The sequence below is a fragment of the Actinoplanes solisilvae genome (genome assembly GCF_003999975.1).
GTDB lineage: Bacteria > Actinomycetota > Actinomycetes > Mycobacteriales > Micromonosporaceae > Actinoplanes > Actinoplanes solisilvae.
This window is the reverse complement of sequence record NZ_RJAC01000001.1, coordinates 1207953-1234282: the sequence shown is the minus strand read 5'-3', so window position 1 is coordinate 1234282 and position 26330 is coordinate 1207953. Positions and strand designations below refer to the sequence as shown.

The following is a 26330-nucleotide window of genomic DNA, read 5'->3' as shown; positions in this document are numbered from 1 at the left end:
TCCGGCTTTGTCGACCCTGCTGACTGACCTGCTCAAACGGCCATCCGGGGAGTCGCTCGTGCCTGATTTACGCCCCCTGCAGCTGACCCCGAAAATCGATCCGATCACCCAATCGGTTCTCGCCGAGGACGCCGTCCTGCGACAGCTCGTGGACGGTCTCGGTTCCCCCCTCAACATCGTCCTGCCGGAAGCCCTCGACACCAATGTGGAGGCCTTCCGCGCGGTCTATCGGCAACACCGGCTGCGCGGCCGCGTCTATTTCGCCCACAAGGCGAACCGATCCGTCGCCCTGGTCCGTCACCTGGCCGCCGACGCGGAGGCCGGCATCGACGTGGCCTCGCTGGCCGAGCTGCAGGCCGCGCTGAGCGCCGGGTTCGCCCCCGAACGCATCGTGGCGACCGGGCCGAAGAACCGCGAGTTTCTCTGGCTGGCCGCGCTCAGCGGGATCATCGTGAACGCCGACTCGCTCGACGAGCTCAGCGAACTGGCCGCCGTGATCGCGGCGCGCCGCCTGCCCCGGGCGCGGATCATGGTGCGGTTCAGCGAGTTCGCGTCGCACGGCGTGCAGCTCGTCAGCCGCCGCAGCCGGTTCGGGGTGCCGTTCGCCCAGCTGGCCGAGGCACTCGACCGGGTCGACAAGCACGCCAACCAGCTCGACCTCGTCGGCGTCTCCTACCACCTCGACACGATCGGTCTGCCCGAGAAGGCGGTCGCGCTCGAGGGCTGCCTGGCCGCGCTCGACGCTTGCCGGCGCCGGGGCGGAACGGCCTGGTCGCTCGACATCGGCGGCGGGTTCGGCGTCAACTACCTCGCCGATGGCCGGGAATGGGAGCGCTACACGAGCGAGCTGGCCCAGGCCGTGCTCGGGCGGCGGGCCCCGATGACGTGGAACGGGCACGGCTACGGGTTACGCAACGAGGCGGGCACTCTGCGCGGGTCGCTCGGGCTCTACCCGGCGTACCGGCCGATCTCGGGGCCGGGATATCTCGACCAGCTCCTGCGGGCGGCGGCCCCCGGTCAGCGGCGGCCGCTCGGCACGCTGCTGCTCGACAGCATGTACGACCTCGACATCGAACCCGGCCGGGCGCTGCTCGACCAGTGCGGCCTGGTGCTCGCGCGGGTCCTCGAAGTGAGAGGCGGAGAGGACGGCGGGGCGAACCCCGACCACGGCGACCAGCGCGAGACCCTCGTACGGCTGGATCTGAATGCTCGTGACATCAGCCTCGAAGAGCATGGCGTGCTGATGGACCCCGTCGTGATCTCGGCGGCGCCACCCGGGCCGATCGAGGCCTATCTGCTCGGCAATCTCTGCCTCGAATCCGACCTGATCACGCGGCGCAAGGTGGTTCTGTCCCGCCGGCCGAGGCCGGGCGACCTGCTCGCCTTCGTCAACACGGCCGGCTACTTCATGGACTTCAGCGCCACCCGTGCCCTGCACCAGCCGATCGCCCGCAAGGTCGCGCTCTTCCAAGGCGGCGACGGGTGGAGCTGGTGCCTCGACGAGCACTACTGGCCCGTCCACGAGCGCGCGGAGGCAGCATGAGATTCGACGACATGACCGAGGCGATCGGCAACACGCCGCTGGTGCGCATCGACCCCGCGGTCCACGGCCTGATCAACATCGACCTGTACGCCAAGATGGAGCTGCTCAATCCGTTCGGCTCGCTGAAGGACCGGGCGGCGTGGCAGATGGCCCGCCCCCTGCTGGCCGGCGCGGCCGATCGTGGTGACACCGTCGTCGAGCTCTCCAGTGGCAATACGGCCAAGGCGCTCGCGATGCTCGCCGGCATGCACGGGCTCAAGTTCAAGAGCGTCACCAACCGCATGAAGGTCCCCGAGATCAAAGACCTCCTGCTGCTGCTCGGCGCCGAGATCGACGAGCTGCCCGGCCAGGCGGAATGCCTCGACCCGACCGACACCGAGGACCCGCTTTCGCGCATGCACCGCACGCTCACCTCGAACGGGAGCGGCTATGTGCACACCGACCAATACTTCAACGAGCTGAACGTCGAGGCCCACCTGCACGGCACCGGTCCCGAGATCGTCAAGGACCTCGACGGGCGGGCGCCCGACTACTTCATCGCCTGCGTCGGCACGGCCGGGTCGTCGACCGGGGTGGCCCGCGCTCTGCGCCAGCACGATCCCGACGTACGGGTGCTCGGTCTGGTCGCGGCCAAGAGCGACTTCATCCCGGGCATCCGCACGATCGACGAGGTGCACGAGGTCGGGCTGTTCGATCCCGGCGTCTACGACACCATCGAGACGATCACCTCCGACGACGCCATCGACGGCCTGCTCACCCTGGTCCGTCGCTGCGGTACGCCGGCCGGCCCGACCGGGGGTGGCGCCTTCCAAGGCGCCGTACGCCACCTCGCCGCGATCGACGCCACGCTGACCGAGCGCCGCACGGCCGTCTTCATCGTGTGCGACCGGGTCGAGAGCTACCTCAGCTACCTGCGCGAACGTCGCCCGACCCTGTTCGGCCGGCCGGCCCGCCGCAACGACACCCGCTCGCTCACCGACGACGAGGTGGCCGCCGCACCGACGATCGACGTCAACGAGGCCGAACGGTGGTCCGGCCTGATCGTCGACCTGCGCAACCCGCACGCGTTCCAGGCCCTGCACCTCGACGGTTCGATCAACATCGTGGACGAGCTCTTCGCCGAACTGCTGCACGGCGGCCTGCCGTTCAGCCGCCGTCAGCCGGTGCTGCTGGTCTGCCCGGTCGGCGAGAAGTCGGCGCGCTACGCGGCCCTGCTGACCCGCATGGGCCACCCGTCGGTGCGGTCGCTCGAGGGCGGCATCATCGCGTGGCGCGACGCCGGCGCTCCTCTGGTGCGTGACTGATGACCCTCGCCGTGGACCGCGACGTACGCTCGCAGTTCCCCCTGCTGCGGGACAACCCCGGCGTCGCCTATCTCGACAGTGCCGCGACCGCGCAGAAGCCGCAGGCCGTGATCGACGCGGTGACCTCCTACCTGACCAGCGAGAACGCCAACGCCGCGCGCGGCACCTACCCGTGGGCCAACCGCACCACGATACGCATCACCGACACGCGTGACCAGCTGCGCCGGTTCCTCGACGACCCGGTTCCGTCAGCCTCCGGCGTGCACTTCGTGAGCGGCACGACCGAGGGCTTGCGGGCGATCGCCCTCGACTGGCTGCCCTCCGTGGTGCAGGACGGCGACGAGATCATCGTGCCGATGGCCGACCACAGCGCGAACGTCGTGCCGTGGTTGGACGCGGTCGAACTGCTGCGGCGCCAGGGCGTCACTTTGCGGCTCAGACCCATGCCGTACGACTCCGCGCACGACTATGACGTCTCCCGTCTGCCGATCGGGCCGCGTACCCGGCTGATCGCGGCCACTCACGTGCACCACGTCTACGGCAACGACATGAACGTGCACCGGCTGCGCGCGGCGGCCGGCCCGTCGGTCGTGATCTGCCTCGACGCCGCGCAGAGCTTCGGCCACCTGCCGATCTCGATGACCGGGCTGGACGTCGACTTCCTCGTCTTCTCGGGCCACAAGGCGATGGCGCTGCCCGGTATCGGCGCGGTGTGGGCTCGCAACCAGCGTGGACCCGTCTTCGAGCCGGCCGGTTGGAGCGGTTCGCCGAACACGACCGGGATCGTGAGCCTGGCCGCGGCGATGGACTGGCTCTCGGACGTGGGCCTGGAACGCATCTCGCGCTGGACGACCTTCCTCGGCGCGCGGCTGACGGCGGGTCTGGCCACGCTCGGCAGCTATGAGGTGCTCGGGTGTCAGAGCAGCCTGGAGGCGGGTGCGACCACCCAGCGGCGGCACGGGATCGTGACGTTCCGGCACCGCGAGATCGGTTCCAACGACCTCGGCTTCATCCTCGCCTCGGACGGGCTGCTCGTGCGGGCCGACGGCCACTGCCAGGGCCCTTCGGGCGAGAAGACCACTTCCGTACGGGTGAGCCTGCACGTCTACAACACGGTCGAGGAGGTGGACCGTCTGCTGTCGACGCTGACGGCGCTGAATTCCTAGGGGTTGCTCGCACCCCCGATCGCCCATCCTGTTAGGAATGATTGTCGTTTCGGTTCGTTCTCGAGGATGGGCTCATGCCGTCGACCGTGCTCGACTCCGCCCGCTGGCGCACCTCCTGGGACGAGGTCATGACCGGTTTCGTCCCCGGTCTGTCGTCGCTGGAGGAATCCTGGGCCACCGCGACCGAGGCCGTGCTGGGCCGCCACCCCCGCTGCGTCCTGGATCTCGGCGGTGGCCCCGGCGTCGTGGCCGCGCGTATGGCCTCCCGGTGGCCGTCGGCCCGGGTCACCATGATCGACCTCGACCCGGTGCTGCTGACGATGGCCCGCTCCTGCCCGGCGCTGACCGTCCTCGACGCCGACCTGGGTGAAGGCGAGTGGACGCTCGCCGCCGGCGACGGATATGACCTGGTCACGGCCGTGATGACCGTGCACTACCTGCGGCCCGAGCGGATTCGCGCCCTCTATCGCCGCTGCCGCCGGGTCATGTCGCCCGGTGGCCTGCTGGTGGTGGCCGACGTGATGCCCGACGACGGGTTGCCCGCAGTGATGGGCGCGCTGAACCCGGCGCCGGGAGAGGCGGCCGCCGAACTCGCCTGGGCGCAGTGGTGGGGCGAGGTGGCGTCGTCTCCCGGCTTCCGGCCGCTCATGGCGGCCCGCAGCGAGGTCTTCGCCGGCCGGGTCCCGGCCAACTTCGCCGGCGACGTCGGCTGGCACGCGGCGGCGGCCCGCTCGGCCGGATTCCGCGAGGCGGGCGTGCTGTGGCGCGACGGCCGGCACGCGGCCCTGGCGGCGCTCAGTTGACGATCGGCAGCAGCAGGCGCGACGACGCGGAGACGGTGTTCGTCGAGACCAGCCCGACCGGGGTGTGCGTGAACAGCATCATGGCGCGCGTCCCGGCGATCGTGTCGTCGCTCGACAGGGTGAGCCGGATGCGGTGACCATGGGCGAACCGGCGCGCGTTGGGCACGAGCGGGATGCGATAGCGCACCGGTTCACCGAGAGGAACCGGCTTCTCCGTACGTCGAGTCAGCACCGGACGTCCGTCGGAGCCGGCCGCCTCATCGAGTTCGCGCATGCTCGCTCGCAGCCAGCCGGCGGTGACGTCGGTGACCGTGCCGTCGGGCGCGACGTCCTGCAGCAGCGCGATCCAGGCCGTGTCGGGGGCGGTGGCGGTCGCCGTGAGGTCGAGTTCGAGCTCGCCGACCATGTCCAGAGGGTCGTCCAGGGGTGCGGTCTGCCAGGTCAGGCCCGGTGTCGCGGTGTCGTAGGCGCGTGCCCCATCGCGCTCCGGCTCGTCGAGGAAGCCGTCCTGGTTGAGGTGCAACGCGATCTGCCGGCCGGGTGGGGGCCACTCGTCAGCGGTGCGCCACTCCTGGGCGCCGGGCAGCCAGTATCGGATCGGCGGGCCGTCGAGAATGCCGGTGTCGCGGCCCTTGAGCCAGTGGTCATACCAGGCCAGCGCCTCGATGTGCATGCTCTCCCACGGCCAGGGCAGGCCGTGCGGGCCGAGCACGCTCATCCGTACGTTCGGATTGCCGTCGAGGGCCCGCCAGGCTTCGAACAGGCCGGGCAGGTGCAGCGGCACGTTCGTCCATTCCGAGCCCAGGTAGACCGGGATGCGGACGCCGCCGAGACGCAGGCGCAGGTCACGCTCGTCCCACCAGTCGTCGTGGGTGGGGTGGTCGACCGTGATCGCCCGCAGCAGGCCGTTCCACGGCTGGTCGGCGTACCGGAAGCGGCTTATCAGGCGGAGACCGCGGATGGCGGCGGCGCCGCCGGTGCGCGCGAACCGGCGGTGGACGGCCGGGACAGCGAAGAGCTTGCGTAGCAGGCGGAACGGGACGGAGCGGAAGAAACGGTCGCTGCGGCCGGCGAGCACCCCGAGCGTCTTCAGCCAGGGGATCATGAAGCCCGCGTTGACCAGGCCGTTGTGGTTGGCGGCCTCGTAGGCGTCAACGGTGACGTCGAGCGGGAAGACCGCCTTGAGGTGCGGCGGCTGCTGACTGGCCGCTTCGAGCTGGGTCATCGCGTAGTAGCTGATGCCGATCATGCCGACCTCGCCGTCGCACCACGGCTGGGCGGCGATCCACTCGACCAGGTCGTACAGGTCGTGGCGCTCCCGCTCGTCGAAGAAGCCCCACTCGCCCCCGGAGCCGCCGGTGCCACGCAGGTTGACGATCACGTGGACGTAGCCGCGCGGGACCCAGAAGTCGCTCGCGCCGGCCTCGACCACCCCGACCGGGGCGCCGAGATCTTGAACCTGGCGGGGGTAGGGGGCGGCGGCGAGCAGCGCGGGGAACGTGCCGGGGGCGTCCGGCCGCAGGATGTCGGCGAGCAGGATTGTCCCGTCGCGCATCGTGATCTGCACGTTGTTGTCACGCCGGATGCCGTGCTCGGGCCGCGACAGGTTGCGGTAGACGCGCCCGGTGGTCTGCGGCCCGTTGAGTTCGCGCTGGTCGTGCGCGGTTTGCGGCGTGGTTTCGATCGTCGTCACGGTGACCTCGTTCCTCCCGCCAGGGTTCAAGGTCACCGTAAGCGCAAGGTCACTGTGCGTGCAATGAGGCGGCCGCGGCGCTGGGACGCCGCGGCCGCCGGATCATCAACTGCCGACGGGGCGGCCGTCGAGCCGCCAGCTCACCACGACAGCGGGCTTGGCGTAGTCGCCGTCGGGCCAGGTCGAGACCGGCTTGTCGACGGTGGCGCCGGAGATCTCGCCGGGGTGCTGGACCGCGACGAAGACCGACCGGTCGTCCTCGGTGATGAACGGGCCGCAGGTCTCGGCGCCGCGCGGGACGGTCAGGAACTGCTTCAGGTGGCCCTTCTCAGCGCCCTCGATCGGGGTGGCGAACAGGCCGTCGTTGGTGCCCAGCGCGTTGCCGTCGGTCGAGATCCAGAGGTTGCCGGCGCTGTCGAAGGCGACGTTGTCGGGGCACGAGATCGGCGAGACGGCCGTCTTGTCGTAGCCGCCGAAGTAGGTGTCGGCGGCGGCCGGGTCACCGCAGACGATCGGCAGCGACCAGGTGAAGCTCGTACCGGTGTGGTCGCCCTTGTCCTCGGTGATCTCGAAGACGTGGCCGTGCTTGTTGGCCGGGCGCGGGTTGGCCTCGTCCACGCCGGGGTTGGTGCCGACCGCCCGGTTGGTGTTGTTGGTCATCGCCGCGTAGATCTTGCCGGTGCGCAGGCTGGGCTGCACGTCCTCGGGGCGGTCCATCTTGGTCGCCTTGACGATGTCGCCGGCCAGCCGCGTGAAGGTCAGCACCTCGGCGGCCGTCATGCCGGGCACGAACGACGTGTTTCCGGAGACCAGCTTGATCCATTTGCCGGAGCCGTCGAACGCGCCGTCCGAGGGCAGCTTGCCGGAGCCGTCGATCTCGGCGGCCGGGCTGTCCCCGGTCACCTGGGCGACGTAGAGCGTGCCCGACTCGAGCAGCGTGAGGTTGTGCTTGCGGTCGCCGGGGCGGTACTTCTTCTCGGAGACGAACTTGTAGAGGTAGTCGAATCGCTCGTCGTCACCCATGTACGCCACGACGTGCCCGCTCTTGGCCACGATGACGTTGGCGCCCTCGTGCTTGAAACGGCCCATCGCGGTGTGCTTGCGCGGTGCGGCCTCGGGGTCGAACGGGTCGACCTCGACGATCCAGCCGAACCGGTTCGCCTCGTTGGGGTGCTTGGCCAGGTCGAAACGCTCCTGGGCGCGGTCCCACTTGCGCGAGCCGCTCGGGTAGCGGGCCGTGGTCGTGATGCCGTAGCGGTTGAGCCGGCCCTTGTCGGCCTCGGGAACCGCGTCGCCGCCGACGAAGTACTGGTTGAAGTTCTCCTCGCCGGAGAGCACGGTGCCCCACGGGGTGACGCCGCCGGCGCAGTTGTTCAGGGTGCCGATGACGTACTGGCCCTTGGGGTCGGCCTTGGTCTTGAGCGTCGCCGTGCCGACGGCCGGACCGGTCAGCTTGAAGACCGTGTCGAGGGCGGTGATGCGCTTGTTGTAGGGCAGGCGGCGGGACTTGACCGGCTGCCACTGACCGGTGCGGCCGACCCGCTCGACCTCGACCACGGAAAGGCCGTGCGCCGCCATCGCGACCTTGAGCTGCTCCACGGTGAGCGCGTCCAGGCTGGTGAAGCCCGGGAACATCAGCTCCTCGTTGGTGTACTCGTGGTTGACCACGAGCAGCGCCCGGTCGTCGCTGTTGCCGAAGGGCAGCACGCCGACGAAGTCGTTGTTGTAGCCGAACTGCTGCGACTGCCGCTTCGCGGTCTGGTTGCCCAGCTCGAAGCCGGGGGCGCCGGCCACCACGGGGTCACCCCAGCGGATCACGACGGCCGAGTCGTAGCCGTTCGGGACGACCAGGTTGTCGAGCGTGTTCGGCGGGATCGCCTTGAACGTCAGCTTGCCGGCCTTGTCGCCGGGCGGCTTGGGCCCGCCGCCACCGTGGCCCGGGTGGGCTAGCGCGGCGGTTGCCGGGACCGTCGCGGCGCCACTCAGACCGAGAACCAGGGCACCCGCGGCCCCGGCGCGCATGACACCCCGCCGGCTCATCGCGGCGTTGACCACGTCACCGAGATAGGGGTTGGAGGACTCGTTCGGCGCAGGGTGGTCGCAGGCGTTGCCGCAGCGGTAAAGGCAGGTCATCGCGTCCCGCGAGCCACCACTGTGGCCGAGCAGGGGTAAAAGTCGGCGCATCGGCTCTCCTCGTTCGTCTCGCCACACCCACGGTGGGCTGCGGCGAACGCTAGGAGAGCCGATGCACGACGACCCTGGCTGCCAGTGAACGGCAGGTTAACCTCAGCTTCCGATCCGTCCTCCGTCCAGCCGCCAGGTGACGACAACGGCCGGTTTGGCATAGTCCCCGTCCGGCCACGTCGAGGCCGGGTTGTCCACGGTGGCCCCGGTGATCTCGCCCGGGTGCTGCACCGCGACGAAGACCGACCGGTCGTCACCGGTGATGAACGGGCCGCACGTCTCGGCCCCGGGCGGCACCGTGAGGAACTGCCTGAGATGCCCGCGCTCGGGGCCCTCGATCGGCGTCGCGAACAGGCCGTCGTTGGTGCCCAGCGCGTTGCCGTCGGTCGAGATCCACAGGTTGCCGGCGCTGTCGAAGGCGACGTTGTCGGGGCACGAGATCGGCGACACGGCGCTCTTGTCGTAGCCGGCGAAATAGGTCGACGGGTCGGCCGGGTCACCGCAGACGATCGGCAGCGACCAGGTGAAGGTCTCGCCGGTGTGGTCGCCGCGGTCCTCGACGATCTCGAAGATCTGCCCGTGCCGGTTGGCCACCCGCGGGTTGGCCTCGTCGACGCCCGGGTTGGTGCCGACCCCGCGGTTGGTGTTGTTGGTCAGCGCCGCATAGATCTTGCCGCTCTTCAGGCTGGGCTCGACGTCCTCCGGGCGGTCCATCTTGGTCGCGCCGACCGCGTCGCCGGCGAACCGGGTGAACGTCAGCACCTCGACCGCGGTCATGCCGGGAACGAAGGACGTGTTCCCCGAGACCAGCTTGATCCACCGGCCGGTGCCGTCGAACGCGCCGTCGGAGGGCAGTCTGCCGGTGCCGTCGATCTCGGCCGGTGGGCTGTCCCCGCTGAGCTTGGCCACGTAGAGCGTGCCCGACTCGAGCAGGGTCAGGTTGTGCTTGCGATCGCCGGGCCGGTAGCGCTTGTCGGAGACGAACTTGTAGAGATACTCGAACCGTTCGTCGTCACCCATGTACGCGGCGACCTGCCCGTTCTTCGCCACGATGACGTTGGCGCCCTCGTGCTTGAAGCGGCCCATCGCGGTGTGCTTGCGCGGCAGCGCGTCCGGCTCGAGGGGGTCGACCTCGACGATCCAGCCGAAGCGGTTCGCCTCGTTCGGGTGCTTGGCCAGGTCGAACCGCTCCTGCGCCCGCTCCCAGCGCCGCGACCCGCTCGGGTACCGCGCGGTCGTCAGGATGCCGTAGCGGTTGAGCCGTGCCTTGTCGGCCTCGGGGACGGCGTCGCCGCCGACGAAGTACTGGTTGAAGTTCTCCTCGCCGGACAGGGCCGTGCCCCACGGTGTCAGCCCGCCGGCGCAGTTGTTCAGCGTTCCGATGATCGTGGTGCCGCGCGGATCGGCCGCCGTGCGCAGCGGCGCCGACCCGGCCGCCGGCCCGTCCGCGCGGAACGGCGTGGCCAGCATGGTGAGCCGCTTGTTGTACGGCAGCCGCTTGGACCGGGCCTGCTGCCACTGCCCGGTGCGGCCGACCCGCTCGATCTCGACCACCGACATGCCGTGCGCGGCCATCGCGGCCCGCACCTGGTCGACGCTGAGCGCCTCCTGGGTCGTGAAGCCGGGGAACATCAGCTCCTCGTTGGTGTACTCGTGGTTCGACACCAGCAGGGCACGGCGGTCGCTGCCCGGGATCGGCACCACGCAGAGGAAGTCGTTGTTGTAGCCGAACTGCTTCGACTGGGTCTCACCGGTCTGGCGTGCAAGGTTGAACGCGGGCGCGCCGGGCACGATCGGGTCGCCCCAGCGGATGACGAGGGCGTGGTCGTAGCCGTTCGGGACGATCACGGTGTCGATCTCGTTCGGCGGGATGGGCTTGAAGGTGAGGCTCCCGTTGGACGGCGCGGTGGCGGCCGGCGCGGCGCCGGCCGGGGACGCCGCGACACCACCTATGCCGAGAACCAGCGCTCCCGCCCCGCCGGCGCGGAACAGGCCACGACGGCTCACCGCCGCGTCGATGATGTCCCCCAGATAGGGATTGTCCGATTTGTTAGGCACGGGATGGTCGCAGGCGTTGCCACAGCGGTAGAGACAGGTCATCGCGTCGCGCCCACCGCCGTGGCGGCCGAGCAGCGGTAACAGTCGACGTACTGGTTCGGGCATCATTGACCTCCATCGACACTGATGAACATCAGGTAAACACGGAATGATGATCAACTGTCTCGTATCCGGGTCGTGAAAAACGTGCGGTAAACCGTCAACACCCCGTATCCGGATCTTCCGACGGCGTGTCGGGGCGCGCACCGTCGAGTCATGACGCTCGCCGAACTGCTTCCCTCCCTGCGGATCGCCCTGCGACCCACCCTCGATCCCCGCATCTGGCCGGCCACCGCCCGCTGGGCGAGCCACGGCGACCTCACCGTCGGCGGTGTGCGCGCGTCCGAGCTCGCTCAGGCGTACGGAACGCCGGTGCAGGTGCTCGACGAGGGTGACGTGCGGAGGCGCAGCGGCGAGTACCGGGCCGCGTTCGGGCCGGACGCGGTCGCCTACGCCGCGAAGGGCGGCCTGGTCCCGCAGGTCGCCGAGTGGCTGGCCCGGGAGGGTCTGGGCTGCTACGCCGGTTCGGCGGAAGCGTTGCGTACCGCCGTCGCCGCCGGCATCGGCCCGGACCGCCTGGTCCTCTCCGGCTGTCACAAGTCGGTGAGCGACCTCGAGGAGGCGATCGCGTGCGGCGCCGCGATCGTGGTCGGCTCGATCGAGGAGGTGGAGGCGGTCGCGGCCCGGGCGAGCACCCCGCAGCGTGTGCTGATCCGGGTGCTCCCGGCCGCGGCGGCGCGCAGCCGCAAAACGTACGGCGTGCGTTTGGGTACTTCACCCGCGTTCGCGATGGTCGAGGCGGTGCGGCGCTCGCCGAACCTGGTGCTGGCCGGCCTCGATTGCGCGCTCGGCCACCAGCTCAGCCGGTTCGGGGCGTACGAGGCCTGTCTGCGCGAGGCGGTCGCCTTCTGCGCCGTGCTGCGCTCCCGTCGCCGCATCGTCGTCCCGATGATCAACCTCGGGGGTGGGCACGCGGTCGCCTATCAACCCGGCGACGACGAACTGGCCGTGGAGGCCTTCGCGAAGCGGCTGCGGGCGGTGTCCCGGGTGACCGCGGAACGGTACGGGATCGCGACGCCCCGGCTGCGGGTGTCGCCGGGGCGGGCCCTGCTCGCCCGGGCCGGGATCACGCTGCACCGGGTGACCGAGGCGGCCAGGCTCGTGGTCGTCCTCGACGGCGCCGTGCCGGACTGCCTGCCCGGCGCCGAATGCACCGGGCGGCACGCGATCGAGCTGATCGGACGCGTCTCCAGCGCGCCGATGCAGTCGTTCACCGTCGTCTGCGGAGCCGGCCGGCCGGTCGCCGCCCAGTTGCCCGCCGATGTCGCCACGGGCGATCTGGTGGCGATCGCCGGCACCGGCGCCTATCACCAGCGGGCCGAGCACTTCGTCGGACGCCCGGCCGTGGTCGGCGTCTCAGGTGGTCAGTCGCGCACGCTTGTGCGCCGCGACACCGTCGATGACCTGCTGAACGAGCAGATCTGATCTTCACTGGGTAAAGCAGGGGCCGTCCGGTTCGGGCGGCCCCTGAGTTTATCGGCAGCAGGCTCCGCGTGTGACCGCCGTCGCAGCAGCGTCAACAACGCGTCAACAAACGGCCTCAGCGCGTACGGATCGCGTGAACACGCGATGACTCCAGGCACGGGACGCGCTTCGGTGTGAGGCGTAAGTGCAAAGCAGCCCTTTCACCTAGGAGACCTCCCGTGGCTGATCTCGTGTTCGTCGTGCTCACGGTGGTGCTGTTCGCAGCGCTGACCGTGCTGATCCGGGCGGTCGAACGCTGGTGAGCGCCGTTAACCTCATCGGCGGCATCGTTGCCGTCCTGCTGGCTGGATTCATGATCGCCGCCCTGCTCTTCCCGGAGAAATTCTGATGGCCGGCTGGATCTTCGTCATCACGCTGGTACTCGCGCTCGCCGCGGTCTACCGGCCCCTCGGCGACTACATGTACCGGGTCGTGAGCGGAAGCAAGAACAGCGTCGTCGAGCGCGGCATCTACCGGCTCGTCGGTGTCGACCCGAAGACCGAGCAGACCTGGGGTGTCTACGCCCGCAGCGTGCTCGCCTTCTCGGCCGTCTCGATCCTGTTCCTGTACGCCTTCCTGCGCTTCCAGGACAAGCTGTGGCTCTCGCTCGGCTTCGACGCTGTGCCGACCCACATCGCCTGGAACACCGCGGTCAGCTTCGTCACTAACACGAACTGGCAGGCCTATTCGGGTGAGTCCACGATGGGCCACCTGGCGCAGATGGCCGGCCTGGCCGTGCAGAACTTCGTCTCGGCCGGCGTCGGGATCGCGGTCGCGATCGCCCTGGTGCGCGGCTTCGCGGCCCGCAAGAACGGGACGCTGGGCAACTTCTGGGTCGACCTGACCCGGATCACGCTCCGTGTGCTGCTGCCGATCGCCGTGCTGGCCACGCTCGTGTTCATGATCGCTGGAATGGTGCAGAACCTCTCCGGCGGCACCGACGTGACCACCCTGACCGGCGCCACCCAGCACATCACCGGCGGCCCGGTCGCGTCGCAGGAGGCGATCAAGGAACTCGGCACCAACGGCGGTGGCTTCTACAACGCCAACTCGGCCCACCCGTTCGAGAACCCGACGACCTGGACCAACTGGCTCGAGATCTTCCTACTTCTCCTGATCCCGTTCAGCCTCCCCCGGGTGTTCGGCCGCATGGTCGGCCAGAACCGCCAGGGGTACGCCATCGTGGCGGTCATGGCCGTGCTGGCCATCGCCTCGATCGCGTTGACCGTGGGCTTCGAGCTGCACGGCTCGGGCACGGTGCCGCAGGCGGTCGGTGCGGCGATGGAGGGCAAGGAGACCCGCTTCGGCATTCCGAACTCGGCCACCTTCGCCGCGGCGACGACGCTGACCTCCACTGGCGCGGTTGACTCGTTCCACGACTCGTACACGGCTTTCGGCGGCATGATGCCGATGATCAACATGATGCTCGGCGAGGTCGCGCCGGGCGGTGTCGGCTCGGGCCTCTACGGCCTGCTCATCCTCGCGGTGATCACGGTCTTCGTCTCGGGCCTCATGGTCGGCCGCACGCCGGAATATCTCGGCAAGAAGATCGGCGCACGCGAGATGAAGCTCGCCTCGCTGTACTTCCTGGTCACCCCCGCGCTGGTGCTGATCGGCACCGCGGCGGCCTTCGCCACCGGCAACAACTCGACGGCGCTCAACGTCGGCCCGCACGGCCTCTCCGAGGTCCTGTACGCCTTCACCAGCGCCAGCAACAACAACGGCTCGGCCTTCGCGGGCATCACGGTGAACACGCCGTGGTGGGACACCGCGCTCGGCCTGGCCATGCTGCTCGGCCGGTTCCTCCCGATCGTGCTCGTGCTCGCCCTGGCCGGATCGCTGGCCCGGCAGCGGCCGGTGCCCGAGTCGGAGGGCACCCTGCCCACCCACAAACCCCTGTTCGTCGGGCTCGTCGTCGGCGTCACCGTTGTTCTGGTCGCGCTGACCTTCCTGCCCGCTCTCGCTCTTGGTCCCATCGCGGAGGGCCTCTCATGACGTTGCTCGCTGACAAGCCTGACGCCGCCACACCGAAACCGGTGCGCGGCGGAATGATGGAGCCCCGCCAGCTCTGGGAGTCGCTCCCGGCGGCGGCCAAGAAGCTCGACCCGCGCGTCATGTGGCGCAACCCGGTCATGTTCATCGTCGAGGTCGGCGCGGTCTTCACGACCGTGCTCTCGATCGTCGACCCCAGCGTGTTCGCCTGGATCATCACGGTCTGGCTCTGGCTCACGGTCGTCTTCGCCAACCTGGCCGAGGCGGTTGCCGAGGGCCGGGGCAAGGCGCAGGCGGCGGCGCTGCGCGCGACCAAACAGGACACGGTCGCCTATCTGAAGGACGGCCGGGAGGTTCCGGCCAACCAGCTCAAGCAGGGCGACGTCGTCGTGGTCGTGGCCGGCCAGATCATCCCCGGGGACGGCGACGTCATCGAGGGCATCGCCAGCGTCGACGAGTCGGCCATCACCGGCGAGTCGGCTCCGGTCATCCGTGAGTCCGGCGGCGACCGGTCGGCCGTCACCGGCGGCACCAAGGTGCTCAGCGACCGGATCGTCGTACAGATCACGCAGAAGCCGGGCGAGAGCTTCGTCGACCGCATGATCGCGCTGGTCGAGGGCGCGAACCGGCAGAAGACGCCGAACGAGATCGCGCTGAACATCCTGCTCGCCGCACTCACGATCATCTTCCTGCTGTCGGTCGTGACCCTCCAGCCGCTCGCGATCTTCTCGAAGGCGTACCAGGCCGCGGCCCCCGACACGCTGGCCATCAACGCGCACGGCATCACCGGCATCGTGCTCGTCTCCCTGATCGTCTGTCTGATCCCGACCACGATCGGTGCCCTGCTCTCGGCGATCGGTATCGCCGGCATGGACCGGCTGGTGCAGCGCAACGTGCTCGCCCTGTCGGGTCGTGCGGTCGAGGCGGCCGGCGACGTCAGCACGCTGCTGCTCGACAAGACCGGAACCATCACGCTGGGCAACCGGCAGGCCGTGGCCTTCATCCCGGTCGACGGAGTCACCGAACAGGAGCTGGCCGACGCGGCGCAGCTCTCCAGCCTGGCCGACGAGACCCCCGAGGGCCGCTCGGTGGTCGTGCTGGCCAAGAACGAGTACGGCCTGCGCGAGCGGGAGCCGGGCCTGATGCCCACCGCGACCTTCGTGCCGTTCACGGCGCAGACCCGGATGAGCGGCGTCGACATCGGGGACCGGCAGGTCCGCAAGGGCGCCGCGGCCGCCGTGATCAAGTGGGTCGGCCGCCCGTCCGACGAGGTCGACGCGATCGTCAACCGGATCAGCACGGCCGGCGGGACCCCGCTGGTGGTCGCCGAACAGAGCCGCATCCTCGGCGTCATCGAGCTCAAGGACGTCGTGAAGTCGGGCATGAAAGCCCGGTTCGAAGAGATGCGCCGCATGGGCATCCGCACAGTGATGATCACCGGTGACAACCCGCAGACCGCGGCGGCGATCGCGGCCGAGGCGGGCGTCGACGACTTCCTGGCCGAGGCGACCCCCGAGGACAAGCTCGCCCTGATCAAGAAGGAGCAGGAGGGCGGCCGGCTGGTCGCGATGACCGGCGACGGCACCAACGACGCGCCGGCCCTGGCCCAGGCCGACGTCGGCGTGGCCATGAACACCGGCACGTCGGCCGCGAAAGAGGCCGGCAACATGGTCGACCTCGACTCCGACCCGACGAAACTCATCGAGATCGTCGAGATCGGCAAGCAGTTGCTGATCACCCGGGGCGCGCTCACCACGTTCTCGATCACCAACGACATCGCCAAGTACTTCGCGATCATCCCGGCGATGTTCGCGGCGGTCTACCCGGGCCTCGACACGCTCAACGTGATGCGGCTGCACTCTCCGGGCTCGGCGATCCTGTCCGCGGTCATCTTCAACGCGCTGATCATCGTGGCGCTGATCCCGCTGGCCCTGCGCGGTGTTCGCTACCGGCCGTCGAGCGCGTCCGCGCTGCTGCGGCGCAACCTCTTGATCTATGGCCTCGGCGGCGTGCTGCTGCCCTTCGCCGGGATCAAGCTCATCGACCTCCTCGTCCAGTTCATCCCTGGGATCTGACATGCCCAATCCAACCGTCCCGCCCGCCACCCTAAATCGGACTGCGAAATGAGACTTCCGGCCTGGCTAAGCCAGCACATCGCGGCGCTTCGCGCGTTGCTAGTCATGACCGTCCTGCTCGGACTGGTCTACCCGCTTGCCTTCGTGCTGATCGGCCACGCCCCCGGCCTGTCCGGCAAGGCCGAAGGCTCAGTGATCACGGTCGGCGGCACCAAGGTCGGCAGCAGCCTGATCGGTCAGAACTTCACCGACGCCGACGGCAACCCGATCCCTCGCTATTTCCAGAGCCGGCCGTCCAAGGCCGGAGACGGGTACGACCCCGACTCGACCGGCGCCAGCAACCTCGGCCCGGAAAGCGTCGTCGACACCCTCTCTGACAACCCGGACGACGCGTCGCAGAGCCTGCTCACCCAGGTCTGTTCACGGAGCTTGGCGATCGGCAAGCTGGAAGGTGTCGACGGCAGCCGGCCCTACTGCGCGCCGGACGGGGTCGGCGCGGTGCTCGCCGTCTTCTACCGCGACGGCTTCACCGGCCCGGTCACCCGCGCGGTCTCGGTCAACGAGACGGGCCAGACCTTCCTTCAGACGTACGCCGGGGTGACCGTCGAACCGGCCAAGCCGGGTGTCGACTACGTGGCCGAGGGTGGTGTGGTCACGCCGATCCGCGGCAACGCGCCCGCCAAGCCGGTGATCCCGGCCGACGCGGTCACGGCCAGCGGCAGCGGCCTCGACCCGAACATCAGTGTCGCCTACGCCGACCTGCAGGCGCCCCGGATCGCCCGGGAGCGCAGCCTGACGCTCGACCAGGTGCACAAGCTCATCAAGGAGCACACTGACGGTCGGGCGCTCGGCTTCCTCGGCGAGCCCGCGGTCAACGTGCTCGAGCTGAATCTCGCCCTGGATGGCAAGCGGTAGGGCGCGACCACTTACGCAGGTCGCGCGGGTGGGTCGAGCGGTTTGGGCGCGCCAGCGCCCTGCTCGGCCCGCCCGGGCCCTCGGCGGGAGCGACGGTCCGTACCCACCACCCCGCTACGACATCTTGCATTTGATCTTCTCGGTGACGATCGAAAGAGGGGGTGACCATGGCTCGCGGAGAGCTGCGCATCTATCTCGGGGCGGCGCCCGGTGTGGGGAAGACCTACGCCATGCTCGAGGAGGCCCACCGCCGGGCCGAACGGGGCACCGATGTGGTCGTCGCGTTCGTCGAGACGCACGGGCGTAAGCACACGAGCGCGATGATCGGCGATCTCGATGTTGTTCCGCGGCGGCAGGTGAGCTATCGCGGGGTTGACTTCACCGAGATGGATCTCGACGCGGTGCTGCAGCGCAAGCCCGAGCTGGCCGTGGTCGACGAGTTCGCGCACACCAACGTGCCGGGCTCGCGCAACGCCAAGCGCTGGCAGGACGTGCGTGAGTTGCTCGACGCCGGGATCAGTGTGCTGACCACGGTGAACGTGCAGCATCTGGAGTCGCTGAACGACGTCGTCGCGCAGATCACGGGGGTGCCGCAGCGCGAGACCGTGCCCGACGCGGTGGTGCGCGCGGCCGAGCAGGTCGAGCTGGTCGACATGACTCCGGAGGCGCTGCGGCGGCGGATGGCGCACGGCAACATCTATCAGCCGGAGAAGATCGACGCGGCGCTGGGCAACTATTTCCGCACCGGGAACCTCACCGCGCTGCGCGAGCTGGCGCTGCTGTGGCTGGCCGACAAGGTCGACGACCAGCTGGGGAAATATCGCGCCGAGCACGGCATCAGCAAGACCTGGGAGACCCGGGAGCGGGTCGTGGTGGCGCTGACCGGCGGGCCGGAGGGTGAGACGCTGATCCGCCGGGCCGCGCGGATCGCCGCCCGCAACAAGGGCGCCGATCTGCTCGCCGTGCACGTCGCGCGCAACGACGGGCTGGCCGGCGTCGACCCGGCCCGGCTGGCCCGGCAGCGGGTGCTGGTCGAGAGCCTGGGTGGCACCTATCACCAGGTGGTCGGCTCGGACGTGCCGCAGGCGCTGCTTGACTTCGCGCGGGCGGTCAACGCGACCCAGGTGGTGCTCGGCGCGAGCAGTCGGGGGCGGTTCGCCCAGATTCTGTCGGCCGGTGTCGGGGCCGAGACCATCGCACGGTCCGGCTCGATCGACGTTCACCTGGTCACGCACGAAAGAGCAGGTCAAGGCCGCAGGCGTACGCGGGTCGCGCCCGCCCTCTCGCGGGGCCGACGCATCGCGGGCTTCGTCGCCGTGCTGGCCGGGTTGCCGGCACTGACGGGGCTGCTGCACATCGGGCCGTCGATCTCGCTGACCAACGACATCCTGATCTTCCTGGCCGCGGTGGTCGGCGTCTCGCTGATCGGCGGGTTGTGGCCGGCGCTGCTCGCCGCGGTCGTCGGGTCGCTGCTGCTCAACTACTACTTCACTCCGCCGATCGGGCGCTTCACGATCGCCGAGTTCGACAACCTGCTCGCCCTGGCCATCTTCGTCGTCGTCGCGCTCGCGGTGAGCTGGGTGGTCGACACGGCCGCCCGCAAGACCCGCCTGGCCGCCGAGGCCCAGGCCGACGCGCAGACGCTGGCGACCGTGGCGGGCGGGGTGCTGCGCGGCGAGCGGCCGCTGATCGCCCTGCTCGAACGGTTGCGTGAGACGTTCAACTTCGATTCGGCGACGCTGCTCGAAGACGGCGACGTGGCGGCCGAGGTGGGCGGGCCGCGGTGCACCCGCCCGGCCGACGCCGACGTCGAGGTCAAGGTCGACGAGCACGTCATGCTGCTGCTGCGTGGGCACCCGTTGGAGGCGTCCGACCGGCGCATCGTCGAGGCGTTCGCCGCGCAGGCCGCGGTCGCGCTGCGTCAGGAGCGGCTCAGTGCCGAGGCGGCCACGGCGAAGCCGCTGGCCGAGGCCGACCGCATGCGTACGGCGCTGCTGGCGGCCGTCAGTCACGACCTGCGGACCCCGCTGGCGTCGGCCAAGGCGGCGGTGGCCGGGCTGCGCAGCGACGAGGTCCACTTCGACGAGGCCGACCGTAAGGAACTGCTCGCGACCGCGGACGAGTCGCTCGACAAGCTCGACCGGCTGGTCGCGAACCTGCTCGACATGAGCCGCCTGCAGGCCGGGGCGCTGGGCGTGAGCGCGGTCGACGTGGGGGCGGAAGAGGTCATCCCGCGGGCGCTCGACGACCTCGGGCCCGACGGCCGCCGGGTCACCCTGCACATCCCCGACGACGTGCCGTCCGTACACGCCGACCCGGGCCTGCTCGAACGGGTTCTGGTCAACGTCGTCGCCAACGCGCTGCGATACAGCCCGGCCGATCAGCCGCCGATGATCACGGTCAGCCGGTACGGCGGCACCCTCGAACTGCGCGTCATCGACCACGGCCCCGGCATCCCGCCGGACCGCTGGGACGACGTGTTCCTGCCCTTCCAGCGACTCGGCGACCGGGACAACCACACCGGCGTCGGGCTCGGCCTGGCGCTCTCCCGCGGTCTGACCGAGGCGATGGGCGGCTCCCTCTCCCCTGAAGAGACACCCGGAGGTGGTCTCACCATGATCCTTGCCCTACCTGTGAGCGCCGAACAATGACGCGGGTTTTGGTCGTCGATGACGAACCGCAGATCGTGCGCGCGCTGCGGATCAACCTGCGCGCCCGGCGCTACGACGTCGAGACGGCCGGTGACGGGGCGTCCGCCCTGCACGTGGCCGCCCACCGGCACCCCGACCTGGTCGTGCTCGACCTGGGCCTGCCCGACATGGAGGGCACCGAGGTCATCCGTGGCCTGCGCGGCTGGACGGGAGTGCCGATCATCGTGCTCTCGGGGCGGGCCGGCAGTGCCGACAAGGTGGCCGCCCTCGACGCGGGGGCCGACGACTACATCACGAAGCCGTTCGGCGTCGACGAGTTGCTGGCCCGCATGCGGGCGGTGACCCGGCGCAGCCAGCCGGGCAGCGAAGGCGTGCCGATGGTGGTCGTCGGTGACTTCACCGTGGACTTCGCGGCCCGGGTGGTGACCGGCGGCGACCGCGAGGTGCGGCTGACGCCCCGCGAGTGGGATCTGCTCGAGCACCTGGCCCGCCACCCCGGCAAGCTGCTGGGCCGCGAGCGCTTGCTGCAGGAGATCTGGGGCCCGCAGTACCGAACGGAGACCAACTACCTGCGGCAATACATGGCACGCTTGCGCCGCAAGCTCGAGCGCGACCCGGCCCGTCCGCGGCACCTGCTGACCGAGCCGGCGATGGGCTACCGCTTCGCCCCGTGAATGCCGAGGGGCTGCTCCCGGCGTCACCCGAAGGTGTCGACGACGACCTGGCGAAACGGCTCTGGCAGTCTTCGGCGGGAGTTCGGCCGGCGTCCACCTCGCGCGGGTACACCGGGTTCATGAGCTTTGCCATCGAACGGGACACCGATCGCACCGGGAAGACCACCTACTTGCTGCTCAGCGGCGTTTTCGACCGTCACGCGCAGCGCGATCTGCGGCGCCGCCTGCGGGACGCGTTCGCCCGCTCGCAGCACGGCCGGGTGGTGCTCGACGTGGCGCGGGTCGACGAGCTCAGCGGTGAGTGTGTCGAGACGCTGCTGACCGGTTACACGCTCGCGCTGCGCGGCGGCTACGGCTTCGAGATCACCAACGCCCGAGGGAACGTACGGCTGCTGCTCGAGGCGACCGGGCTGTGCGCGCCGGCTCTTTACGCCCCGGCGTGGATGTCAGAGAGCACTGCCGACGTCGCGTAACCGGTGGGTGGCCACCCCGGCGGCGCTGAGCCGGCCGGCGATCGACGCGGACGTGCGGTCGAGGAAGACCGCGACCTGGTGATCGTCGCCGAGGTGGCAGGCGGCGACCAGGGTGCCGAGGTTGATCGCGTCGACGTCGTGGACATCGTGCAGATCGAGGACCAGCCGCAACGGGCGCAGATGGCGAACCGCGTGCACCAGCGTGCGGCGCAGCTCGACCGCGTCGTCGGCGCCGAGGACGCCGTGCGGCTGGATGACGAGAGTCCCGTCGGGGCTGGTTTCGACGTCGACCGTGCTCGCGGTCATCGTGTTACCTCTCGTTACCCGGTGTTCTCCGACGTGTCAGATCACGTTAGAACCCCGGCGGCGCGCGCTCGCTGAACATTCGGTGAACAACGTCGCCGGTCTGTCCTGAGGGTACGGTCAGTGGACACCGACCACGGCCCCCCGGAGTCCGCCGCGATGACGAGCCCCGCCCCGAACCCCCTGCCGCAGCTCGCCACCGAGGGCGAACGTCTCGGGTGGATCTTCAACGACCGGAACCTGTACCGGCGCAAGTTCATGGAGCCGCCGCCGTCGCCGGGGGATGTGCCGCCGGAGCTTGCCGAAACGCTTGAACGGGCCCGCAGCGGCATGATCAAGCGGGTCCTGATCTCGCTCGGCGTGGGCCTCGGCCTGGCCGTCCTGATCGGCTGCTGCGGCGGGGCGGCCACCCGGGGCAGCGACAACGCCCGCACGCTGGTGCTCTTCCTGGCCGGCTTCTCCGCGCTGGCCGGCGTGGCCGGGGCGATCTTCGCCGGTCTCATGCCGTCGCTGGCCCGCAAGTCGCTGGAGGAGGCCCAGGCGAAGGCCGAGGCCGAATACGCGGTGGCCCACGCGTCCTGGGACAGCCGCCGTCAATGGCACGACCAGCAACAACAGCTCGCGGTGGACGCCCTGGCCGAGTGGTCGGCGGCCAGCCCGTCGCCCGGCACTCGCCGCATCGACATCGTCGGCGGCACGATGTACGGCTGGGAGGCCGTGCTCACCGTCTTCGGCGGCTCGCTGCTGGCGACCCGGGGCCGCATGGTGCTGGCCGACTTCACCGGCGAGGCCCTTTCGGGTGAGCTCATGCTGCTCGCCGAGGCCACCCGCCGCAGTGTGCGCGAGGTCGTCCTGCCCGCCCAGCTCGCCGAGTTCGACCTGGTCGCCGGTCTGGAGCCGGGCGAGCTCGTCGACGGCCTGGTCGAGGCCATGCACGGCGACGCCGGCAGCGGCAGCCGGGCCGAGCGCTCGCAGGACGCCCTGCTGCTGAACGAGATCGCCGCCATCCTCGCGCCGAGTCTCACGATGGTCCGCCTGCTGGCCGCGTTGCGCCTGCTCGGCGGCCGCACCTCGCCGATGCCGGTGCTGACCCACGACGAGGAGGTCCGGCTCGGCTCGCTGAACCCCGAGGAGCCGCGCCTGCGCCGCATCGAGGCCTTCCTGCACCCGCTGGAGGACATGGGCAGCGCCCCCGCCACGACCGCCGCGGCCGACCTGACCTGCCTGGTCGCCGAGTCGGGCGGCGGCCGCGCCCAGCATGAGCTGCTCAAAGACCTGATGGTGCAGTGGCTGGGCCACCAGGTGCGCCGCGACGCGACCCCGGTCGGCTCGCTCGTGCTGCTCGGCGCCGACGAGATCGACCACCGGGCGATCGAACGGCTTAGCACCCTGTGCGAACGCCGCGGCATCCGGCTGGTGCTGTTCTTCGCGCACCTGCGGGCCGAGTCGCTGCAGACGATCGGTGGCGGCGAGGTGGCCCTGATGCGGCTCGGCAACCACCAGGAGGCGGCGCAGGCGGCCGAGTTCGTGGGCCGTGGTCACCGGTTCGTGCTCAGCGAGCTGACCCGCTCGCTCGGCGGCGACGAGACCCACACGCTGGCCGACACGGTCGGTGAGTCCGAGACCAAGGGCGGTTCGAAGGGCGAGCGGGGTTCCCGGCACGGGCTGCGCCGCTACACGAGCACGAACTGGAGCAAGACCCGCAACTGGAGCCAGACCGAGTCGACCGCCACCGGCACGAACTGGAACGACGCCGCCTCGGTGCAGCGTGTCTACGAATACGCCGTCGAGCCGCGCGTCCTTCAGGACCTTCCCGAGTACGCCATGATCCTCGTGAAGAGCCAGGGCCGGGGCTCGGTCGTGCAGGCGGTCGAGGTCGATCCCGCGATCGTGACGCTGCCCCGCGTCTCGATGACCCCGGTCGAGCAGCAGCCGTTGCCGGACCCGGACGAGGCCGTCGTTCCGGCGACCCGCCATCCCAGCCAGGTGACCGTGTCGCAGCCGTCGCCGCTGGCCGCGACCGAGACGGCCCCGCCGGGGTGGGGATCGATCACCGACCCGCCCCGTCAGCGTCCGTCTAACACATAGTTCGTACGGACGGGCCGGTTCGGGGAAACCCTCCCGCAACGGACCTAATCGCCGCGAACGGCAGTTTGGGGTTTTTCGACCGCTTTAGCCTGGGCGGCGATGACAGAGACGACAACCGGTGTACGCCACCCGGCGGCGCTCGCCGCCGCCGGGCCGGCGCGCTTCCGGCCCGACATCGAAGGCCTGCGTGCCATCGCCGTCCTTCTGGTCGTCCTCTACCACGCCGGCGTCCCCGGACTGGCCGGCGGCTTTGTCGGCGTCGACGTCTTCTTCGTGATCTCCGGCTTCCTCATCACCGCGCTGATGCTGCGCGAAATCCGCGAGACGGGCCGGCTGTCCCTGATCGACTTCTACGCACGACGGGCCCGGCGCATTCTGCCCGCGGCCGCGTTCGTGCTGGTCGCGACGCTGCTGGCCGGCTATCACTGGCTCGGGTTCCTGCGCGGTGACGAGATCGCCGAGGACGTCACCTGGGCCGCGCTGTTCGCCGCGAACTTCCGTTTCGCCACCGAGGGCGTCGACTACCTGGCCTCTCAGGGTGCGCTGTCACCGGTGCAGCACTTCTGGTCGCTCGCCGTCGAGGAGCAGTTCTACCTGGTCTTCCCGGCCGCGATCGTCCTGCTGCTCTGGCTCGGCTTCCGCTGGGCGATCGGCTATTGGCTGGCCGCCGCCGTGGCCGCGTCGTTCGCGTACTCGATCTGGCTCTCGGGCCCGTGGGCCTACTTCTCGCCCGCGACCCGCGCCTGGGAGCTGGGCGCCGGCTGCCTGCTCGCGCTGGCCGCCACCCGTCTCGACCGAGTTCCGGCCCGTCTCGCCACCGCGATGGCCGGCACCGGCCTGGCCCTGATCGTGGTCGCCGCGCTGACCTTCAACGAGATGACCAGGTTCCCCGGCTACGCCGCCGCGCTGCCCGTGCTCGCCACCGTGCTGGTGCTGGCCGGCCGCGGCGACTCCGTGCTCGGCCGCCGTCCGCTGCTCTGGCTGGGTCGTCTGTCGTACTCGTTCTATCTGTGGCACTGGCCGGTGCTGATCGTCGCTTCCCAGGCGTACGGCGGGGTGCTGCCGGCCACGACCCGGGCAGCGCTGGTGGTGGGGTCGCTCGGGCTGGCCGTGGTGACGTACTTCTGCGTGGAGAACCCGATCCGCCGCGGTGCCCGCCTCAGACGGTCGCCGCTGCTCACCCTGTGCCTGGCCGCCTGGCTGATCGTCACGCCGCTCGCGCTGGCCCGGTTCACGACCGCCACCCCGCCCGCGGCCGCCGAGCATCGACCTCGCCTCTACTAGGAGGACCGCATGCGTACGTTGTTCGTCTCGTTCTTGGTCGCGCTGGTGGCCGGCTGCACTCCGGCGGTTCCACCGGCGCCGCGCATCACCTCGGCCCCCGCCCCCAAGGTTCCGCTGAGCTCGGTGCTCGCCGCCGTCCGCCAGGCGCCGTCGCTGCGCGAGCTGCCCGCCGACCTCACGCCGGCCCTGGCCACGGCGGCCGACGACTTCGGGTTCGACAACTCGAAATGCGAGGCTGGCCCGGCCGCCGACCGGGTCGAGGCGTGCGTCTTCGGCGACCGGGCGAGCGCGACCGACGTGGTGCTCTGGGGCGACTCGCACGGCGGGATGTGGCTGCCCGCGCTGAGCGAGATCGCCGAACGACGCGACTGGCGGGTCCAGTTCTACGGCAAGCCCGCCTGCCCCACACTGCCCATCACGTTCTGGAACCAGCAGGAGCAACGGCCGTTCCACGAGTGCGACCGGTTCCGCGACTTCGTGACCGCGCAGATCGCCGCGATCCGGCCCGAGCTGGTGATCGTGACGAACGCCAGCTTCTCGCAGAAGCGCGGCCAGGGGCGGCTCGTCACAGCCGACGAATGGCAGGCGGGGCTGACCCAGACGCTGCGGGCGCTGCGGCGGTCGGCTCAGAACGTGGTGGTGCTGGGGGACACGCCCGTGCTGGACGAGAGCGCGCCCGAATGCCTGGCCGCACGCCGGTCAGACATCTCGCGCTGCGCCACCACCCGTGCGGTGGCGACTTCCCGGGTCTGGAACGCGGCCGACTTCGAAGCGGCGCGGGCGGCCGGGGCGGGTTATGTTTCGGTGCTGCCGTGGCTGTGCAGCGCCATGTGTACGCCGGTGATCGGCAACGTCACGGTCTATCGCAACCGATTCCACCTGACCGGCACGTACGGGCGGATGTTGAACGGCGTCCTGGAGGAAGCGCTGATCACCCACTTCCCGCAGGACGCTGCCACCTGATCATCGGCGGCGCCGGAGCACTGTCGCCACGGCCACAGCGGCCGCGACGGCGACCGCCCCAGCCATGGCCAGGGGCATCGAGCGACGGTTGTTGAGCTGGTCCTTGGTGTCGGCGGCGTATTCGGCCACTCGGGCTGTCGTCTCGGCGGTCGACTGCTTGACGCTCATGCGTGCCGTCCCTCCTGAATGGCCGTCTTCACGGCCTCGACATCGCGCTTGCTGCTCGCCAGGGCCGACTCGGGCTCCGGCGGCATCGCCTGGCTCACCTGTCCCTTGCCGACCAGCGCGGCGACCCCGGCGATCGCGAACAGCGCCACCGCCACGATCAGAGCCGCGAGCCAGACGGGCAGGACCAGGGCCAGCGCCGCTCCGACAGTGAGCAGGAGCGCGCCCACCCCGTACAGGGCAATGACCCCGGCCCCGCCGAGCAGCCCCGCACCCTTCCCGGCGCGCTTGCCCTTCTCGACCATCTCCATGCGGGCGAGCGTCAACTCGTCGCGGACGAGCGTCGACATCTGCTCGCTGAGCTGGCTGACCAGGTGGCCGACCGGCTGCTCGTCGGTGTGCGTCGTCATCGGTGAGCTCCCTTCCTCGGGTC

21 protein-coding genes are annotated in these 26330 nt (G+C 70.2%); 15 read left to right on the top strand and 6 right to left on the bottom strand.

The window, feature by feature from the left end:
* Positions 1-58: 58 nt before the first annotated feature.
* The 4 genes from EER30_RS05885 (at position 59) to EER30_RS05870 (ending at position 4816) form a co-directional block, all read left to right on the top strand.
* Positions 59-1543, top strand: a complete 1485-nt coding sequence (locus tag EER30_RS05885) for a type III PLP-dependent enzyme domain-containing protein (RefSeq protein WP_127498922.1) — start codon at positions 59-61, stop codon at positions 1541-1543.
* Positions 1540-2847: a pyridoxal-phosphate dependent enzyme gene (locus EER30_RS05880; RefSeq protein WP_127498921.1), complete on the top strand. Its 1308-nt coding sequence runs from the start codon at positions 1540-1542 to the stop codon at positions 2845-2847. Before EER30_RS05885 ends, EER30_RS05880 begins: the two co-directional genes overlap by 4 nt.
* Positions 2847-4013 carry an aminotransferase class V-fold PLP-dependent enzyme gene (locus EER30_RS05875; RefSeq protein ID WP_127498919.1) on the top strand — a complete coding sequence of 389 codons (1167 nt, stop codon included), beginning with the start codon at positions 2847-2849 and terminating at the stop codon, positions 4011-4013. The genes EER30_RS05880 and EER30_RS05875 overlap by 1 nt, the downstream gene beginning before the upstream one ends.
* 74 nt (positions 4014-4087) lie before the next feature.
* Positions 4088-4816 carry a class I SAM-dependent methyltransferase gene (locus EER30_RS05870; RefSeq protein ID WP_127498917.1) on the top strand — a complete coding sequence of 243 codons (729 nt, stop codon included), beginning with the start codon at positions 4088-4090 and terminating at the stop codon, positions 4814-4816.
* On the opposite strand, the gene EER30_RS05865 is transcribed toward EER30_RS05870, so the two are convergent.
* The 3 genes from EER30_RS05865 to EER30_RS05855 form a co-directional block, all read right to left on the bottom strand.
* The gene (locus EER30_RS05865; protein ID WP_127498915.1) at positions 4809-6509 is read right to left on the bottom strand and encodes a CocE/NonD family hydrolase; all 1701 of its coding nucleotides are present in this window, start codon (positions 6507-6509) and stop codon (positions 4809-4811) included. The genes EER30_RS05870 and EER30_RS05865 overlap by 8 nt on opposite strands.
* Before the next feature lie 105 nt (positions 6510-6614).
* Complete coding sequence (locus tag EER30_RS05860; RefSeq protein WP_127498913.1) at positions 6615-8693, bottom strand: PhoX family protein; 2079 nt, start codon at positions 8691-8693, stop codon at positions 6615-6617.
* A gap of 102 nt (positions 8694-8795) precedes the next feature.
* Positions 8796-10859: a PhoX family protein gene (locus tag EER30_RS05855; protein ID WP_432417507.1), complete on the bottom strand. Its 2064-nt coding sequence runs from the start codon at positions 10857-10859 to the stop codon at positions 8796-8798.
* A 147-nt stretch (positions 10860-11006) separates the two neighbouring features.
* On the opposite strand from EER30_RS05855, the gene EER30_RS05850 reads away from it, so the two are divergent.
* From EER30_RS05850 to EER30_RS05815, 8 genes are all read left to right on the top strand, one after another.
* Entirely contained in the window at positions 11007-12275 is a 1269-nt protein-coding gene (locus EER30_RS05850) for a diaminopimelate decarboxylase family protein (protein WP_127498909.1), read from the top strand.
* Between the two features lie 298 nt (positions 12276-12573).
* On the top strand, positions 12574-12663 hold the full coding sequence (kdpF, locus tag EER30_RS05845) for a K(+)-transporting ATPase subunit F (protein WP_127498907.1): 90 nt from the start codon (positions 12574-12576) through the stop codon (positions 12661-12663).
* Entirely contained in the window at positions 12663-14309 is a 1647-nt protein-coding gene (kdpA, locus tag EER30_RS05840) for a potassium-transporting ATPase subunit KdpA (RefSeq protein ID WP_127498905.1), read from the top strand. Before kdpF ends, kdpA begins: the two co-directional genes overlap by 1 nt.
* On the top strand, positions 14306-16381 hold the full coding sequence (gene kdpB / locus EER30_RS05835; RefSeq protein WP_127498903.1) for a potassium-transporting ATPase subunit KdpB: 2076 nt from the start codon (positions 14306-14308) through the stop codon (positions 16379-16381). Before kdpA ends, kdpB begins: the two co-directional genes overlap by 4 nt.
* A gap of 48 nt (positions 16382-16429) precedes the next feature.
* Positions 16430-17296, top strand: a complete 867-nt coding sequence (locus EER30_RS05830) for a potassium-transporting ATPase subunit C (RefSeq protein WP_127498901.1) — start codon at positions 16430-16432, stop codon at positions 17294-17296.
* Positions 17297-17463: 167 nt separating this feature from the next.
* Positions 17464-19947 carry a sensor histidine kinase gene (locus tag EER30_RS05825; RefSeq protein WP_127498899.1) on the top strand — a complete coding sequence of 828 codons (2484 nt, stop codon included), beginning with the start codon at positions 17464-17466 and terminating at the stop codon, positions 19945-19947.
* Positions 19944-20621, top strand: coding sequence for a response regulator (locus EER30_RS05820; protein ID WP_127498897.1), 678 nt, complete (start codon positions 19944-19946; stop codon positions 20619-20621). The genes EER30_RS05825 and EER30_RS05820 overlap by 4 nt, the downstream gene beginning before the upstream one ends.
* Before the next feature lie 119 nt (positions 20622-20740).
* Positions 20741-21094: an STAS domain-containing protein gene (locus EER30_RS05815; protein ID WP_127498895.1), complete on the top strand. Its 354-nt coding sequence runs from the start codon at positions 20741-20743 to the stop codon at positions 21092-21094.
* Here the strand turns inward: EER30_RS05815 and EER30_RS05810 are convergent.
* Positions 21068-21400: an STAS domain-containing protein gene (locus EER30_RS05810; protein WP_127498893.1), complete on the bottom strand. Its 333-nt coding sequence runs from the start codon at positions 21398-21400 to the stop codon at positions 21068-21070. The genes EER30_RS05815 and EER30_RS05810 overlap by 27 nt on opposite strands.
* A gap of 120 nt (positions 21401-21520) precedes the next feature.
* Here EER30_RS05810 and EER30_RS05805 point away from each other — a divergent pair, with 120 nt between their 5' ends.
* The 3 genes from EER30_RS05805 to EER30_RS05795 all read left to right on the top strand — a co-directional run bounded on the left by EER30_RS05805 (position 21521) and on the right by EER30_RS05795 (position 25732).
* Positions 21521-23485, top strand: a complete 1965-nt coding sequence (locus tag EER30_RS05805) for a hypothetical protein (protein ID WP_127498891.1) — start codon at positions 21521-21523, stop codon at positions 23483-23485.
* A gap of 99 nt (positions 23486-23584) precedes the next feature.
* Entirely contained in the window at positions 23585-24769 is a 1185-nt protein-coding gene (locus tag EER30_RS05800; protein WP_127498889.1) for an acyltransferase family protein, read from the top strand.
* A gap of 9 nt (positions 24770-24778) precedes the next feature.
* Complete coding sequence (locus EER30_RS05795; RefSeq protein ID WP_127498887.1) at positions 24779-25732, top strand: SGNH hydrolase domain-containing protein; 954 nt, start codon at positions 24779-24781, stop codon at positions 25730-25732.
* Here the strand turns inward: EER30_RS05795 and EER30_RS46910 are convergent, their stop codons facing one another.
* Together EER30_RS46910 and EER30_RS05790 are read right to left on the bottom strand one after the other, a co-directional pair.
* Positions 25733-25900, bottom strand: coding sequence for a hypothetical protein (locus EER30_RS46910; RefSeq protein WP_164842229.1), 168 nt, complete (start codon positions 25898-25900; stop codon positions 25733-25735).
* On the bottom strand, positions 25897-26307 hold the full coding sequence (locus EER30_RS05790; RefSeq protein ID WP_127498885.1) for a phage holin family protein: 411 nt from the start codon (positions 26305-26307) through the stop codon (positions 25897-25899). The genes EER30_RS46910 and EER30_RS05790 overlap by 4 nt, the downstream gene beginning before the upstream one ends.
* Positions 26308-26330 lie beyond the last annotated feature (23 nt).

Bases quoted from the DNA above. Each gene is read 5' to 3' on its own strand.
- EER30_RS05880 (WP_127498921.1), top strand. From the start codon at position 1,540: ATGAGATTCGACGACATGACCGAGGCGATCGGCAACACGCCGCTGGTG.
- EER30_RS05800 (WP_127498889.1), top strand. From the start codon at position 23,585: ATGACAGAGACGACAACCGGTGTACGCCACCCGGCGGCGCTCGCCGCC.
- EER30_RS05795 (WP_127498887.1), top strand. From the start codon at position 24,779: ATGCGTACGTTGTTCGTCTCGTTCTTGGTCGCGCTGGTGGCCGGCTGC.
- EER30_RS05870 (WP_127498917.1), top strand. From the start codon at position 4,088: ATGCCGTCGACCGTGCTCGACTCCGCCCGCTGGCGCACCTCCTGGGAC.
- EER30_RS05860 (WP_127498913.1), bottom strand. From the start codon at position 8,693: ATGCGCCGACTTTTACCCCTGCTCGGCCACAGTGGTGGCTCGCGGGAC.
- EER30_RS05820 (WP_127498897.1), top strand. From the start codon at position 19,944: ATGACGCGGGTTTTGGTCGTCGATGACGAACCGCAGATCGTGCGCGCG.
- EER30_RS05855 (WP_432417507.1), bottom strand. From the start codon at position 10,859: ATGATGCCCGAACCAGTACGTCGACTGTTACCGCTGCTCGGCCGCCAC.
- EER30_RS05825 (WP_127498899.1), top strand. From the start codon at position 17,464: ATGGCTCGCGGAGAGCTGCGCATCTATCTCGGGGCGGCGCCCGGTGTG.
- EER30_RS05830 (WP_127498901.1), top strand. From the start codon at position 16,430: ATGAGACTTCCGGCCTGGCTAAGCCAGCACATCGCGGCGCTTCGCGCG.
- EER30_RS05875 (WP_127498919.1), top strand. From the start codon at position 2,847: ATGACCCTCGCCGTGGACCGCGACGTACGCTCGCAGTTCCCCCTGCTG.
- EER30_RS05850 (WP_127498909.1), top strand. From the start codon at position 11,007: ATGACGCTCGCCGAACTGCTTCCCTCCCTGCGGATCGCCCTGCGACCC.
- EER30_RS05810 (WP_127498893.1), bottom strand. From the start codon at position 21,400: ATGACCGCGAGCACGGTCGACGTCGAAACCAGCCCCGACGGGACTCTC.
- EER30_RS46910 (WP_164842229.1), bottom strand. From the start codon at position 25,900: ATGAGCGTCAAGCAGTCGACCGCCGAGACGACAGCCCGAGTGGCCGAA.
- kdpA (WP_127498905.1), top strand. From the start codon at position 12,663: ATGGCCGGCTGGATCTTCGTCATCACGCTGGTACTCGCGCTCGCCGCG.
- EER30_RS05815 (WP_127498895.1), top strand. From the start codon at position 20,741: ATGAGCTTTGCCATCGAACGGGACACCGATCGCACCGGGAAGACCACC.
- EER30_RS05790 (WP_127498885.1), bottom strand. From the start codon at position 26,307: ATGACGACGCACACCGACGAGCAGCCGGTCGGCCACCTGGTCAGCCAG.
- kdpB (WP_127498903.1), top strand. From the start codon at position 14,306: ATGACGTTGCTCGCTGACAAGCCTGACGCCGCCACACCGAAACCGGTG.